The organism is Candidatus Paceibacterota bacterium (genome assembly GCA_035404205.1).
Classification (GTDB): Bacteria; Patescibacteriota; Minisyncoccia; order UBA6257; family JAVHQB01; genus JAVHQB01.
Genome location: DAONGQ010000006.1, coordinates 24,808 through 39,698 on the forward strand (window position 1 = coordinate 24,808; position 14,891 = coordinate 39,698).

The following is a 14,891-nucleotide window of genomic DNA, read 5'->3' on the forward strand; positions in this document are numbered from 1 at the left end:
ATTAAGTTGTTTTTCTTTTGGCTGTGTTTAAGACAAAACTTACCGTCATGGCCATAACTAATAAATTAGACTTGCCATAGCTAACGAAGGGCAAAGGCAATCCTGTGACCGGCAGCAAACCAACATTTACCGCAATAGTTGTAAAAGCCTGCAAACCAACCGTAAAAATTAAACCAAAACCGGCATATCTGGCAAATAGGTCTTGATTGCTGCAAGCTAATTTGAAACCGCTTACAAGGAAAAAAAGATACAGGCCGATTAATGCCAATGAGCCAACAAAACCAGTTTCTTCGGCATAAATTGCAAAAATATAGTCGCTAAATCCTAGGGGTAAATATTGAAATTTTTTGACCGAATCGAAATAACCCACCCCAAATATTTTACCAGAGCCTATCCCCTCTAACGATTCTTCTTTTTGCTGAAGCTTAGAAACGTCTGCTTTTTCGGGGAAGAAAGTAACCAAAATTCTTTCAAGACGGTAGTCTTTGGCTAAAAAAATCAAAGTGCTGCCGCAAATCAGGGCAAAAACTACAAGTATAACAAGGTGCTTCCATCTCATGCCGGCTATTAAATACATAGCCATCGCGGTAGTGCCAATGAGAAATACTATGCTAGTGGCTGGTTGCTTTATAAGGATCAAACTAATAATGCCCAGAACGATAGCAAAGGGCAACACTCCTCGGCTAAAACTCTTCAACTCTGCAATAGGCGTCTTGGCTAACCAAGCAGCTAAAAAAATGATATAGAAGAATCTAAGAAACTCCGATGGTTGTATGGATAATGGCCCCAATTTAAGCCAACGATGGGCAGTTTCTCCTGGCAATTCAAAGCGAGGAATAAAAGCCAAAAGAACTAAAAGCAGCGTTGCTACTAACCAAAATACAGATGTTTTTTGCCAAAATTGGTAAGGAATTTTATAAAAAATAAAACCAGCAAAAAGAGCTACTGCCAAACCGATTAAATACTGTTGCTTGACGTAGTATAACGGGTCGCCATACAAGCGAGCGCCTGTTCCTGATGAAGCCGAAATAAGCGCCAAAAAACCCACTATCAAAAGTATAATAGTAGCTAAAATAAAAGAAAAAAATGCGGGTTTTTTAAATGACGACATATATTCTTATTATTATAACAGATAGGTTTTTAATAAACATATCCGTTAGACGGTCATAATTAATAGATTATAGCCGAAGCTCTCTAAAATGCCAAATTTTTAATTAAAAAACGCCCCGGTAGGGCGCTTTTTAAACATATAGCATTAACGTTTTCTCCATTGAGTAGCTCTGCGAGCTTTTCTTAATCCGTATTTCTTTCTTTCTACGGCCCTACTGTCTCTAGTTAACAAGCGAGCCGGTTTCAAAATAGAGCGATTAGCAGGGTCTACCATCACCAAGGCCCTGCTGATGGCTAGAGCAGCCGCATCAGCCTGACCGCTTAGTCCCCCGCCCCTTACTTGCAAACTAATGCCAAAACCTTGCAGGGCATTTGTTAATTTTAAAGGTTTAACTACTTTGGCTTGCAGACTTTCTAAACCAAAATAGTCTTCCAAAGATTTGCCATTAACAGACAAACCTGTCTGCTTGGCATAAAGTCTTGCCCTTGCGCTAGCTTCCTTGCGCCCGCCAGTTGCTTCAGTATATTTACCAGTAAAGACATCTGCTTTGGAAACAAGCTTTTCTTTTTTTAGGGGAGTTTTTTTGACAACCTTAGGTCTAGATACAGTTGCCACAGGCTCCTTAGCCAAAATCTTGGTTTTGGGTTTTTTAGTTTCTATTGTTTTCTCTTTAGTAGTAGCCATCATAATTTTAAAATACTTCTCTTTATATGTATTAGAGATTGATAGTTAAATTTTTCATACGCAAATTACGCAGTTTATTTTCCGGTAGCATGCCAAAAACCGCTTTGTACAAAACTTTAGCGGGGTTTGCTTGCCACATCTCATCTAGACTGGTAGATTTTAGGTGTCCGGGATAACCAACAGTATGGCGATAATATAATTTTTGAGTTTGCTTTTTCCCGGTAACCATAAGGTGACTTAGGTTATTAACAATAATCTTAACATTACCGGTTTGATTATTAGCAAAATCAGACTTTTCTTTGCCTTGAATTAATTTAGCAATTTTGGAGGCTAAACGGCCTAGAGTTTCACCGGTAGCATCTAAAGTAATTGTAGAAGCGATTTGTTTTTTTGCCATATTTATTTACCTAGTCTCTTAATTAATCAGACAATAGAGATATTATAACTTGCTCAGAACGGTCTTGGGTCCTTCTTTCTGCCAACTTGGTTATGCGAGTATAACCACCCTGGCGTTTAGCTAATTTAGGAGCAATTTCATAGTATAACTTATCCGCGGCTTTAGCGGGCAGCCTCTGCTTCAATAATCTGAAAGAGGCAAGATTTTGTTTCTTGGCTAAAGTAACCAAGTGTTCCACCTTAATGGCTACAGACTTGGCTTTGGCTGGGGTAGTTTTTAATTGCCCCTTCATTACTAAATCACCGGCAAGATTTTTCAAAAGAGCTACTCGTTGATTTTTTTTGACTCCAAACTTTCTCAATTTCTGAAAATGGCGCATACTAAAAATTAATCAGAATAAAATTATTATTTTTCTTTGGTTTTTAAGCTATAACCCAATGATTCAACCCTTTCCTTGATTTCAGCGAAGACTTTCTCTCCAATCTGGTTCATTCCTTGGAGAGTTTCACTGCTAATTTTTAAAACTCCAGAGAGAGTTCTGAAACCATTGCCGTTTAAAGCTTTTACCGCCCTAGTAGAAAGCCCCATTTCATCTATTTTTATATCTTTGGGGTCCTTATCCTTTAATGCGGCTACAATCTCCTCGGGAGAGCTAACAGCTTCTTCCTCTTTTACTTCTTTCGCCTCCTTGACAACTTTAGTCTCTTTGGTAGCAACAGGGTTTTCTTCTGTTTTAGGTTGCCCCCAAGGCAAAAGATTCAATATTGCCCCTGTCAGCTTGTTTGAAGTAGTTAAGGATTCATATAGGGCATCATGGGGCGCTACGGTGCCATCAGTGGTAATTTTAATTCTCAAAAGATTATAATCGGTTCTATCGCCCACGCGCATATTCTCAACCTCAAAGGTTGCGTTAAGCACTGGCGAAAATAAAGCATCCACCCCAATCACACCTATGGGCAACTTTCCAACCCTTTTTTGTCTATCTTCTACCTGAGAATAACCTATCCCCTTCTCTAAAGTAATTTCTAAACTCAGGCTGGATTTTTTGTCAGTTAAAGTCGCAATATGCACCTCGGGATTCATTAGCTCTACTTCGGCGTCCTTTTTGATATCATAACCGGTAACCTCTTTCTCTCCGCTAGCTTCAAGATACAAGGTTTTAGGTCCATCGCTAAACAATTTGAAACGTAATTGTTTCAAGTTTAACATCACCTCGAGAACGTTTTCATAAACTCCTTTCAGAGTAGTAAATTCATGAGGGGCGTCATTAACCTTAAAATAGGTAATGGCCGCTCCTTCTATAGAGGAAAGCAGTATTCTTCTTACCGAATTACCCACGGTAATGCCATAGCCAGGATACAAACCAGCAATCTCAAAGACTCCTTCTTTGGCATTCTCCGACACAATATTAAATTTGTTTGGTAAAATAATCATACTTAACTCAAATTTTTTAATTGCTCACTAATGGCTAAAATACTCGACTACCGTATTGATATCAAAAGGCAAACTAATGTTAGCCAAGGTGGGCTTGCTGATAATTTTTACTTTTAAAGCCTTGGGGTCAATTTCTAACCAGGGATTGGCTTTAGTGTTTTCGGCAAGTTTCTCGGCTATTTTTTCAAACATAGGCAATTTGGCGCTTCTAGCGTTGAGGCCAATCACATCTCCTACCTTAAGGCGGGCTGAGGGCACATCGTGACGACGGCCATTTAAAGTAAAATGCCCATGAGTGGTAAGTTGGCGAGCCACGCTGCGGGAGGGAGCAAAACCGGTTCTAAAAACCACATTATCAAAGCGCAACTCTAAAAGCTGCACCAATACTTCTGGGGTAGAGGTTTGGGACTTAAAAGCGGTAGCAAAATAATTGGAAATTTGCTTATCCCTAAGACCATAGGACAATTTGAGTTTCTGTTTTTCATGTAATTGCCTGCCGTATTCGCTTTCCTTATTCATCCTGGATTTGGGCGATTTCCCGGGCGGATAAGGTCTTTTAGCCAAAGGACACTTTGGCGAAAAACACTTATCCCCTTTCAAGAATAATTTTTCATTTAGAGCGCGACATTTTTTACATTTGGGGTCTAGCATAATTTAAAAAGATATAAGATATATGAATTAAAACGGCAAGACTCTATACTCTCCTCACCTTTGGCCTTCTGGGTCCGTTATGAGGAATGGGGGTCACATCCTTTATAGAAATAATATCTAAACCGTTTGTCACCAAGGAACGAACCGCCGCCTCGCGTCCGCTACCAGCGCCTTTAATAAAAACTTTCACCTGGCTAGGACCAGTCTTAGCTAATTTTTCTACTACAGTAGCAGCTACCTTAGAGGCAGCATAAGGAGTTGATTTTTTGGGTCCTTTAAAACCCAAGGAGCCAGAAGAGGACCAGGCTAAAATATTGCCCTTATCGTCAGTGGCAGAGATGATGGTATTATTAAAAGAGGAATTGATATAAACAGCCCCTTTTTCAATACGGCGACCAAGGTTTTTAGGACCAGAGGTAGCGACTGTTTTGCTTTCGTCAATATCTCCACTCTGGGTTGTAACTCTTCTTTTTCCCATAAAATTTAAGCTATAATTCTAAATTTATTACTTTAATTCAACTTTGTGTTTACCAGAAGTCACTGTCTTGCGAGTATTGCCTCTCACAGTGCGGCAATTAGTCTTGGTCCTTTGGCCCCTTGTTGGCAAATGGCGAATATGTCTAGAACCTCTATAGGCTCCGATATCAATCAAGCGCTTAATATTGTCTTTATTCTCCCTTTTCAGGTCACCTTCTATCTTGTAATTTTTTTCGATATAATCACGAAGTTTGTTTACTTCTGCCTCGGGAATGTCTTTCACGCGCACATTGGGGTCCATCTTAAGCTCTTTAAGAATTTTCCTAGACAAGCTCAATCCAATACCATAAAGATAAGGCAGAGCTGCTTCTATTCTTTTTCCTTCTGGGAGATTAACACCGGAAATACGTAACATAAAATTAAATCTTTAAAAACAATTTATTAAATAAATATAAGACACAAAACATCGCCAATTAGCCTTGGCGCTGTTTATGTTTCGGATTACTGCAAATAATGTAAACTCTCTTTTTTCGTCTCACTACTTTGCAATTACGACAAATAGGTTTAACTGATGCCTGAACTTTCATAATAATGAAAAGATAATAAAATCACAACTTAAAAAGTATATAAAGGAAAAACAAACTTTTACTTATTGCGGTAAACTATTCTACCCTTAGTATTATCGTAGGGAGAAACCTCCACTATGACCCTATCTCCAGGTAAAATTTTGATCTTGTGTAATCTCAACTTGCCTGCTAAGTGAGCCATGACCTCGGGGTCATTATCGCTAATATGCACCCTAAAGTTGGCACTTGGCAAGGCTTCCGTGATTACGCCTTCCCGCCTTAATTCTTGTCTTTCTATTTTATCCATCAAAATTGTAGCTATAGATTACTAAATTTTTGCCATTTAGTCAATAGTAACATTGATTTTTTGCTCATTTACAGGGATTTTTTGAATATAGCCAGGCCAAAGCTTGACACTAGTTTTATTCATGTTAGGAATACTCTCTAAATAAGCCTTGGCATCCTTAATACTTTTTCCTTTCAGATTGGCAATGATTTCTTTTTCATTAATAAGCGGCCTTGAAGACCAGTTGACTTTTACTTGACCCGTCAAGCTACCAGTAGTGAAATCTGCTTTATTGATAGTGTATTCTAGGCTAGGCTCCCCATAAATGTCCGTAGAGGAATCCACTTGCTTCTGTAACTGGGCTTTGATAATGGCTAGTAAATCGCTTTCCTTAAAAGCTATTACTTTAGCTTCTCCTGACATAGTAATAGTAAATTTTTCTGCCACCTGGTCTACCTTAGCAGTGCTTTCAATTTGTTGCATCTTATAATTTTTAGCGCCTTCGAGAATTTTATAGTCAGAAGGAATCTTGGTTTTTAAGGCGTTGTCTAAATTACCCAACAAGTCTTTACCCACTTTGGCCTCGCCATTTTTAAGGTCATCTGCGGTCACGCTCTTTAAACCGCCTAAAGACCCGCCAGAAGCAGCTGTTTTACTAGTAGCATAAAAACCTTCAAATTTTGGAGTGCCATTAAAACCGGGAATAGTAAATTTTCCAGCAGGAATATTATAACTGTCACCCGCCTCATCAGCAGTAGCCATTGCTTCTATGTAAACGGGGGTTAGTTTGTTTTGGTTATCTAATTTAGCCGGTGGCACTACTAGACGAGAATCAAGTCTAAAAATTTTACCGCTTTCCGATTGAAATCTTGTTCCTGCCACCAAAGGTTGGGGTGACGTGCTGTAATTGTTGTAAATTTGCAGCTTTACCGTAGCTTTACTGCCCCCGATTTTATTGCCTGTTGATAATATCTCCTGGCTTTCGGTATGGCTAACCGAATAAAGCTCGGCAGGCACCAGCAAGGTATCTACTTGCGTCATGCCTTCGCTAGCAGCCGGAGTGGCTATAAAAACCCTGGCATTATAAACACCGGGAGTTTTAATAGTATTAATGTTTACATTGGCCTTGGGCAAAATTACAAAGCCCAAAAAGTAAACCGCCACTAAGGCAATAAGAATAGAAGCAGGAACTAAGATTTTTTTAATCCAAGCCGGTGCTGCAGCATGAGAAAAAGTCCTGGCCTTTTTGATAATAAAATTATTTTGAGGAACACTTTTATTTTTAGAAGCGCCAAACAATTCAGCGGCTCTGCCACTGGCCGTATTTATAGATTCGGCTTTAGATTCTGCCAAACCAACCGCTACTGTTTTTAATGTTACTGAATCTGGACCGGAATCGCTTTTAGCCCGTGAAACATTGTGCCAATTGCGAGGCGGCTTAATATCATAAACTTTTTTCTTTATAGACATAAAAACATTTAAGTTAGAATTTCGTAAAGTTATAAAGTTTATCAAGTTTCTTTAGTAAAATTAAAAACATGAATTTTACTTTAGGAAATTTGAACTTAATAAACTGTTGCGAGTATATTATACAATTGTTTTCTCTAAATTGCTAAATTAATTGCAACTTTAAACGCCTCACTCCAGCCGAAGACGCTTCCTCCTTAATTATTTTTATAGCGCCAATTTCTTTTGTTTCTTTTACGTGAGGTCCGGCGCAAATTTCTTTTGACCAGGCTGTGCCATTTTTATCTTCAAAGGAATATACTGTCACTTTGGCCGGATAGCGAGCAGAAAAGACTCCGATAGCGCCGCTAGCCAGGGCATCTTGCACCGGCATTTCTTCAACAGAAACTATTAAATTCTCTCTAATCTTGGCATTAACCAAGTCTTCTACCTGCTTAAGCTCTTCTGGCAAAAGTTTTCTAGGAAAATTAAAATCTAAACGAGCTCTTTCTGAATTAATATCTGACCCCCTTTGAATAATATTGGGGTCTAGCGTTTCTCTCAAAGCCTGAAAAACCAAATGTGTAGCGCTGTGCAACTTGGTCAAAATTTGCACGTCAGCTTCGTTCCAATCATAACCGTCTTTTAAACCATGTCCGCCAAATTTTTTCTCGACACCGGCTCGTGAAATTTCTTGGTGCTTTTTAAAAGCTTCTTCAAACCCTTTGGCATCTACCTCCATGCCCTGCTCTTGCGCAATATCCGTGGTGACTTCCAAGGGCAAACTTGATGTCTCATAAAAACCAAATGCCTCCTCCCCCGGAATCATTGTCTCGCCCCTTTTTTTATGATTGGCAATTGAAGCCAAAATATCCTTAGTCCCCTTCTCTAGTGATTTTTCGAATTTCTTTTCCTCGCCAGTAAAAATCTCTAAGAAATAATCTATTTCACCGACTTGGGGCCAAAAGTTTTTATAATTGTCGCTAATCACTTCGGCCATCACCCTCAGCCAATCATCTTTCAATTTTAAAACTTGCGCATAGCGTGCAGCTCGCCTAATAATTCTTCTTAAGATATACCCCCGGTCAGTATTGGAAGGGAGAACTCCGTCAGTAATAAGAAAGAAACTGCCTCGCAAATGGTCGGCCATAATCCTTAAAGCGTGCCAATCTTTTACTTCTAGGGTCGCAGCCTTTAAATTGGCTAATTCTAGGAGTTTATCAATCAAGGGTTTAAACAAATCCGTATCAAAAATAGTCGGATAATGATTGTTTTCCAAAGGTTGGCTTAAATTTTCAAATTGAGAGACTAAAGTTAACCTTTCTAGCCCCATGCCAGTATCGATTCCCATTTGCCCTAAGGGAGTGAGTCCGCCTTGCTCGTCGCTATAAAATTCATTGAAAACGATATTCCAAACTTCTAGTCCGTCTAAATATATTTCTATGGTAGGGCCGCACGGTCCAGAATTGCCAGTGGGTCCCCAAAAATTATCTTCCCTGCCTTGCCCAATAATCTTTTCCTGAGCTATTCCTAAAGAAACTATGGCATCATAACCAGCAGTATCTTTTGGAGTAGTGCCATCGCCTTGAAAGTAGGTAAAAGTCATACGTCCTAAAGATAAGCCTAATTCCTCTGTCAAAAAACGATACGCCAAAGAAAAAGCTTCTTGCTTGCCATAACCCCCAAAAGAAAAATTGCCTAACATTTCAAAAAACGTCAGATGCGAAGCATCGCCAACTGATTCAATATCGCTAGTTCTAAAACATTTTTGAATAGAGGCCACTTTATTTGCCCCCAAGGGCTTGCCCAAACCAGGATGGTTATCTTTTAAGGGGTTTAGCTGTTTAGTATAATACGGCTTGAATTGTTGCATTCCCGCCGAAGTTAAAAGCACGCTGCTATCGTTCTCGGGCACAATAGAGGCAGAAGGGACTGCTTGGTGGCCATTCCGAAAAAAATAGTCCAAAAATTTTTGTCTCAAATCATTCGCAGAATACATGAGAAGAGTAGATAAATCAAAATTAAATAACGCTGTATTTTAACTTGTTTAAAAGGGCTTGTCCAGAAAATTACATTATAATGCCCCCGCCTAGAAGTTTAGCCCCATCATAAATGACTACCGATTGTCCAACAGCTGGCGCCCATTGAGCTTCCTTAAAATAACCCGTCAGCTCTTGTTTGTTTTTTTGCCTCCAAGTTACCATTTGGTCCGGCTGGCGATAACGAATTTTGGCAGTGCTTCTAAAAGGAAAGTGGGACGGTCCCCTTCCCTTTATCCAGCTGAGTTGATGGATGCGAATTTCATGGCTCCATAATTCGGGATAATTCTTCCGCGCCACATACACAATATTATTTTCCATATCTTTTTTGACTACGAAATATGGTTCTCCTCCCCCGCCGCCGAATCCATGCCTTTGACCAGAAGTATAAAAAGCGGCTCCCTCGTGGCTGGCAATAATTTTATTTTCCGGAAGAAGAATCGCCGGACCTTTTTTGGACTTTAATTTAGTCTCTAAAAATTCTGCCAATTTGACTTTGCCCACAAAACAAATGCCTTGGCTGTCTGGTTTATGGGCTACGGGCAAATGAAAACGCTCTGCTAATACGCGAACCTCTGGCTTGGTGAGATTGCCCACAGGAAATAAAGTTTTAGAAAGTTGCCGTTGATTTAACTGCCATAAAAAATAAGACTGGTCTTTGTTTTTATCAACGCCCTTGAGCAACTTTTCCTCTTTATTAAACCAGTTGAGATGCTTTACCCTGGCATAATGGCCAGTGGCAATCATATCTGCCCCCATTGCCAAGGCTTTTTCTAAAAAAAGCCCAAATTTGATTTCCCGGTTGCAAAGAGTATCGGGATTGGGAGTTTCTCCCTTAGCGTAGCCATGGAATAAATAATCCACTACTTTATTCTTGTATTCTCCCTGGAAATCGAAAGTATAAAAAGGAATAGCTAAAGATTGGGCAGTTTTTTGGGCATCTTCTTGGTCTTTCACCCAGGGACAACCGGTGCCTTCTGTTTCTTCGGGTGCCCAATTTTTCATAAAAACGCCGACCACTTCATAACCAGCTCTTTTTAAAAGAGCGGCGCTGGTGGCACTGTCTACCCCTCCGGATAAAGCACAAAATACTTTTAAACGTTTAGCCATCTTAATTTTCTTTTCTTAACAAACTGTATTCGCAACCACAATATTTCTGCCTGTAAATTCCATATTTTTTGGTCAGCTCTAAACCTTTGCTATAAGCCTGATTTTTGTCCAGAGGAAAAGTTTCGTAATGTAAACCGAATTTATCGGCCAGTTTATTGCCCCATCCATTTATAAACTCGGTGTCTTTGTAACGATTAAGACTGAGAGTAGTCGCTATGTTTCCATAACCTAGTTCTTTAGCTTTAGCAGCTAAATTATTTAGCCTAAAGGCCAAGCATTCCTTGCAGCGTTCCTCGTTTTCAAAATAACATTCAGGCTCTTTAACGAGGTTCCTCTTCAAATAAATAAGCCAATCTTTGTTATCATATTTCCCTTCAATCAGGGTCAGCTTATAAATCCTGGCAATTTTTTCTACCTCGCGCAGCCTTTTCAAATACTCTCCCGGAGGATACAGGTTAGGATTATAAAAATAGAGGGCTAGATTTTCAGCCCCCATTTTCAAGTCATTTATCAAATAATCTATAATTGGCAGTCCGCAAGGAGCACAGCAGATATGCAAAAGCATCTTGCTCATGCTCTTACTTTACCACTAATTGGCGCTCTTATCAACGGAATTTACTAATTGCGGCTTGCCAAATTCTTGAGCCACGAAAACCACAGTTTTTCCTTTATAAACTCCTTCCATGGTAGCCATGCCTACTGCCGTATAATGAGGGTCCACTATATTGGCTTTATGACTGGGAGACTTCATCCAAGAAGGAAGAATATTTTTGTAATCGGTAAAATTCACTGCCAAGTTTTCTCCTGCATAACGATAATCATAACCGGCAACCGCAAACCAGTGCCAAGGAGATACTCCAGCAGGACTAATATGGGCAAAATAACCATTTTTAACCATGTCTTGAACCTTAAGTTCTGCCACTTGGTTTAAAGTGGCATCAACTTTGAGGGGTTCAAGCCCTAAAGCAGTTCTTTCTAGATTGGTAGCCGTAATCATTTCCCCCACCATCTGGTCGGAATAATTGCTTGCTTGAGAAACAGGCGCCAAAGAAGAAAGACCAAAAATACTTAAAATTAAAGCGCTCAAAAACAATTTTTTTGCAGATAACATAAAAAGAGAGGCTTGCATATTCGACTTATCTACTTAGTCGAATAGGCCGCCCCTCCTTGCAGCTATCTCCCAAAGTAAATAAGCGACCGGTTACGCCACTGACTCCCCATAGCTTTGAGGCGTCCAATTATAAGCTATGGATCTGCGTCTTCGCCTATTTAAAATTTTTAACCAAACAAAAAAGACCTTGTAAAGGTCCCGATGAGAAACTGCCTTAAAAAAGACAGTCGTGATCGGTTACACCATTGGCTCCCCACAATTCAAGGTGTCCAAATTGAGAATTGTGGATCTACGCTTTCACTTTACACCTGTCATTATATCAATAAAATATTTTGCTTGTCAAGCCATTTTAGTGGATAACAAAAACAGCCCCATTCACATGAAGAGAGGCTGTTTTTAATATAGTTTAGCTGATTTTAATTATTTATTTTTCTTGCGAGTAACAATCAGGTATAAACCGCCTCCGATAACTAAAACACTGGCAACGAGCGCTAACCAATTAAAGCCCCTGCCACTAGTACTTTCCGCAGTTAGAACTAGTGTTGTCTCAGTAGTAGTTTCGGGCGCAACCTCCGAACTTGCGCCCAGCACTTCGCCGGCGCTAGTGGTAGTAACTTCGGCTGTGGCAGTAGTAGTAGCTAAAGACATTAGCTTCTTGCCTATTTCATCGCTTAGGTCTGGCACAGCTAAATCTAAACCGGGGCAGACTATAAGATTAATTTTTCTTTGGGTAGTCCTATAGACATAACCCGTTGGGTCATCAGCACTAGACAATAAGCCTATGTCTACCCAAGGCTGCAAAACTTCTCCTTTTGTCATTAGCTGAAATTGCTCCACCGCCTTGTAATCGTCCAAACTATAGACACCGGTAATGGGCAAATTAATGTTCAAATATTCGTTAAGGAAGTATTGCAACTTCCTTACTTCATCTGGGTCGTTATTAGCTCCTAACTTAATATATTTAATAAGATAGGGGTCGCAACTTTCCGTGGAAGCGCCTAATACTTCGCCGGCGCTATTAGTGGCAGTGGTCGCATAGCCGCCACCGCTATAGCTATAGGACCCTCCGCCACCACCACATGATCGAGTGTTGCAAGCCTGACTACTCTCACCCTCACACTCTGCCCCGCCATTAGCTGGTGTTGGATTGGTGCAAGTCCTTGTTTGAGTGCCACCACCGCAAGACTTTGAGCAAGCGCCCCAATCTGTCCAACCGCCATTTATTGGGGTAGATGGTTCACAAGAAGACCTTATGATATCTAATCTGTATAGAAGACCTGCTGGATTAGATTCTGCTGTACTTCCCTGTGCTGCCCAATTTTTAACTTCAAATTTAATATTATTAGAACCAGTATGAAGATTGGTAATATCGTATTGGTCTTGGCCAGCAGGGGTGTAATTAAATTCAGTTGAGTCCCCTCCTACAAGGACATCATTAACCCATACTTGATATGAATTATCGGTGGCAACTTTTAATGTAGCTGAAGCTGGCGTACCAACAATATCAAAATCCTTTTTAAAGATGTATGTTTCATCTTGAGTAGGATTTTCTACGTTATAGGTCTTCCAAATCCAATTAGCACCATTAATAATTGCTGTCCAACCTGGATGATTCCATGCGAGAATGGCTTTGCCAAGAAGAACATCTTGAGTATCAAAGACATTATCATTTGTATCACTTACCACAATTACATTCTCACAAGTAGGCTCTTCGTTACAACCATTTATTGGATCACATTGATACGGACATTGTAATTTATTGTTGTTTGATACGCATTGTCCCTCGGAACAAGTATAGGTACCATTGCATATGTCATTATCATTACAATCAGAGTCTTGTGTACATGGTGATGGGATTTCGGTCGTACATTGAGTAGTATCGAAAGAACAATCACGCTTACAACTTAATGTTCCGTCATCAAAACCCTGGTCAATAGAGCTACAAGTAGCACCACCTAAAGCCGTTCCATCACATGCCTCCGTTCCCTCTATGATACCATTGCCACAAGTTTGCTCTGTCTGTTCTAGCTGACAGCTAGAAGAACAGCCATCACCATTATTAGTATTACTATCATCGCACTGTTCACTACCATTAACTTTACCATCTCCGCACCAAGGCTCATCTATTAAGGTGCAACTACCGCTACATGATTGGTGTTCGCCCACTCCATCTTGTCCATCGCATTGTTCATCTCCATTCTTTATACCGTCTCCACACCAAGGTTCATTAATTAAGGTGCAACTACCGCTACATGATTGGTGTTCGCCCACTCCATCTTGTCCATCGCATTGTTCATCTCCATTCTTTATACCGTCTCCACACCAAGGTTCATTAATTAAGGTGCAACTATCGCTACATGATTGGTGCGCGCCCACTCCATCTTGTCCATCGCATTGTTCAGTTTCATTCTTTATGCCATCTCCACAAGATTCCTGCGTAACACAATCGCTCCAACTTGTGCACTCGTGACATGTCTGCAAACCTGGATAATTACCTATGGAACATGACTGTGTATTATTAACTTCACAAATTTCGTTATCATTAACTACACCATCTCCGCACCAAGGTTGATAGGTATTAGTAAGTGTACAGGATTTAGTATCTCCAGCTATTAGTGTAACTGAACCCGAAGAATTACAATCACCTGTAAAAGCCTTTGTATAATGGGGGTCTTCTGTTTCGGTAATTGTATAGGTTTTAGCCACATCTAATGTTTTTTGAACTCCGGAAGTTATAGGAAGGGCATCAGCTAACAGGGCAAAATCAGATACGCTCTTACTACCGCCATGTACAATTTTTGTAACAGTTAGTTGGGGCTTAAAAGAAGCACAATCAGGGTCAGCTAAATCAATTAATCCATCCAAATCATTATCAATGTCATCTGAGCAATAAGCTTTAGTATTTTCTGGTACGGGGATATGAGTTCCTTTTAATTCTACACAGTCCAGTCCAAATACGTCATGACTACTATTAAGATTAGCTACAAAACGAATACCGAAGTGTGCTTGGTCAGCGGCATCAGGAGGCAACGCAAAATTGACAGAAGTCCAGCTACCAGCATTTCCTGTAAAGGAGGCACCCACTATATCAGTCCAGTGAGAACCATTATCTTTGATCCATTGAACTTTTACATAATCACCATCACTGCTTTCTAATTTTTTTCTATTTTATAATTAAAACTTAGGTTAATGTTACTATACCCTGCAGTAGATTGCATTCTAGTAAGAGTATGGGCAGATTTACCAGTATCTCCTTTAATCAAAGCTTGTTTAGAATCACAAGAATAGTCATTGCCGTCATTTTGCCAATTACCACTATCCATCCATCCTGCATTCCATGTAGGTGGTTCGAAACTAGAATAGAATAATTTTTGAGAAGTAACTGCTTTAGCTGTTAAAATCTGCAAAATCCCACCATTGGCAGAAACCATGGAAAACACCATGGCTAAGGCCAATATTTTTGACCAAAATTGTTTATTTTTCATATTATAAAAATGTTTTTAGAGTTTATTAAAAGCTAAGGTCTTAAGACCTTAGTGGTTACCCCTACAACTGGAGGGTAATAGGGATAACCACTAA

General features: G+C 39.8%; 16 protein-coding genes, 1 pseudogene and 2 riboswitches. All 17 genes and pseudogenes read right to left on the reverse strand.

Annotation, left to right across the window (positions count from 1 at the left end):
- Position 1: 1 nt before the first annotated feature.
- Entirely contained in the window at positions 2–1,111 is a 1,110-nt protein-coding gene (locus tag PK547_01820; protein ID HPR91450.1) for an FtsW/RodA/SpoVE family cell cycle protein, read from the reverse strand.
- A 144-nt stretch (positions 1,112–1,255) separates the two neighbouring features.
- Positions 1,256–1,624: pseudogene (rpsI, locus tag PK547_01825) on the reverse strand (30S ribosomal protein S9).
- A 202-nt stretch (positions 1,625–1,826) separates the two neighbouring features.
- Complete coding sequence (gene rplM, locus PK547_01830; protein HPR91451.1) at positions 1,827–2,192, reverse strand: 50S ribosomal protein L13; 366 nt, start codon at positions 2,190–2,192, stop codon at positions 1,827–1,829.
- A 22-nt stretch (positions 2,193–2,214) separates the two neighbouring features.
- The gene (gene rplQ / locus PK547_01835) at positions 2,215–2,571 is read right to left on the reverse strand and encodes a 50S ribosomal protein L17 (GenBank protein ID HPR91452.1); all 357 of its coding nucleotides are present in this window, start codon (positions 2,569–2,571) and stop codon (positions 2,215–2,217) included.
- A gap of 26 nt (positions 2,572–2,597) precedes the next feature.
- The gene (rpoA, locus tag PK547_01840; GenBank protein HPR91453.1) at positions 2,598–3,626 is read right to left on the reverse strand and encodes a DNA-directed RNA polymerase subunit alpha; all 1,029 of its coding nucleotides are present in this window, start codon (positions 3,624–3,626) and stop codon (positions 2,598–2,600) included.
- A gap of 27 nt (positions 3,627–3,653) precedes the next feature.
- A complete protein-coding gene (rpsD, locus tag PK547_01845) occupies positions 3,654–4,277 on the reverse strand; it encodes a 30S ribosomal protein S4 (protein HPR91454.1) in 624 nt (207 codons plus the stop codon).
- A 43-nt stretch (positions 4,278–4,320) separates the two neighbouring features.
- Positions 4,321–4,755 (reverse strand): 30S ribosomal protein S11, encoded by a 435-nt coding sequence (gene rpsK, locus PK547_01850; GenBank protein HPR91455.1) that lies wholly within the window; start codon positions 4,753–4,755, stop codon positions 4,321–4,323.
- Between the two features lie 27 nt (positions 4,756–4,782).
- Positions 4,783–5,169 (reverse strand): 30S ribosomal protein S13, encoded by a 387-nt coding sequence (gene rpsM, locus PK547_01855; protein ID HPR91456.1) that lies wholly within the window; start codon positions 5,167–5,169, stop codon positions 4,783–4,785.
- 58 nt (positions 5,170–5,227) lie between these two features.
- Positions 5,228–5,341: a 50S ribosomal protein L36 gene (gene rpmJ / locus PK547_01860; GenBank protein ID HPR91457.1), complete on the reverse strand. Its 114-nt coding sequence runs from the start codon at positions 5,339–5,341 to the stop codon at positions 5,228–5,230.
- Positions 5,342–5,399: 58 nt separating this feature from the next.
- Positions 5,400–5,627 (reverse strand): translation initiation factor IF-1, encoded by a 228-nt coding sequence (infA, locus tag PK547_01865; protein HPR91458.1) that lies wholly within the window; start codon positions 5,625–5,627, stop codon positions 5,400–5,402.
- 36 nt (positions 5,628–5,663) lie between these two features.
- On the reverse strand, positions 5,664–7,076 hold the full coding sequence (locus PK547_01870; protein HPR91459.1) for a hypothetical protein: 1,413 nt from the start codon (positions 7,074–7,076) through the stop codon (positions 5,664–5,666).
- Positions 7,077–7,218: 142 nt separating this feature from the next.
- Positions 7,219–9,051, reverse strand: coding sequence for an alanine--tRNA ligase-related protein (locus PK547_01875; protein HPR91460.1), 1,833 nt, complete (start codon positions 9,049–9,051; stop codon positions 7,219–7,221).
- A 70-nt stretch (positions 9,052–9,121) separates the two neighbouring features.
- Positions 9,122–10,201: a tRNA 2-thiouridine(34) synthase MnmA gene (gene mnmA / locus PK547_01880; GenBank protein ID HPR91461.1), complete on the reverse strand. Its 1,080-nt coding sequence runs from the start codon at positions 10,199–10,201 to the stop codon at positions 9,122–9,124.
- A gap of 1 nt (position 10,202) precedes the next feature.
- Positions 10,203–10,775 carry an epoxyqueuosine reductase QueH gene (locus PK547_01885; protein HPR91462.1) on the reverse strand — a complete coding sequence of 191 codons (573 nt, stop codon included), beginning with the start codon at positions 10,773–10,775 and terminating at the stop codon, positions 10,203–10,205.
- Positions 10,776–10,790: 15 nt separating this feature from the next.
- Entirely contained in the window at positions 10,791–11,312 is a 522-nt protein-coding gene (locus PK547_01890) for a CAP domain-containing protein (GenBank protein ID HPR91463.1), read from the reverse strand.
- Between the two features lie 75 nt (positions 11,313–11,387).
- Positions 11,388–11,473: riboswitch (cyclic di-GMP riboswitch) on the reverse strand.
- Positions 11,474–11,534: 61 nt separating this feature from the next.
- Positions 11,535–11,620, reverse strand: a riboswitch (cyclic di-GMP riboswitch).
- A gap of 112 nt (positions 11,621–11,732) precedes the next feature.
- A complete protein-coding gene (locus PK547_01895) occupies positions 11,733–14,396 on the reverse strand; it encodes a hypothetical protein (GenBank protein ID HPR91464.1) in 2,664 nt (887 codons plus the stop codon).
- A gap of 68 nt (positions 14,397–14,464) precedes the next feature.
- A complete protein-coding gene (locus PK547_01900; GenBank protein ID HPR91465.1) occupies positions 14,465–14,797 on the reverse strand; it encodes a hypothetical protein in 333 nt (110 codons plus the stop codon).
- Positions 14,798–14,891: the final 94 nt, after the last annotated feature.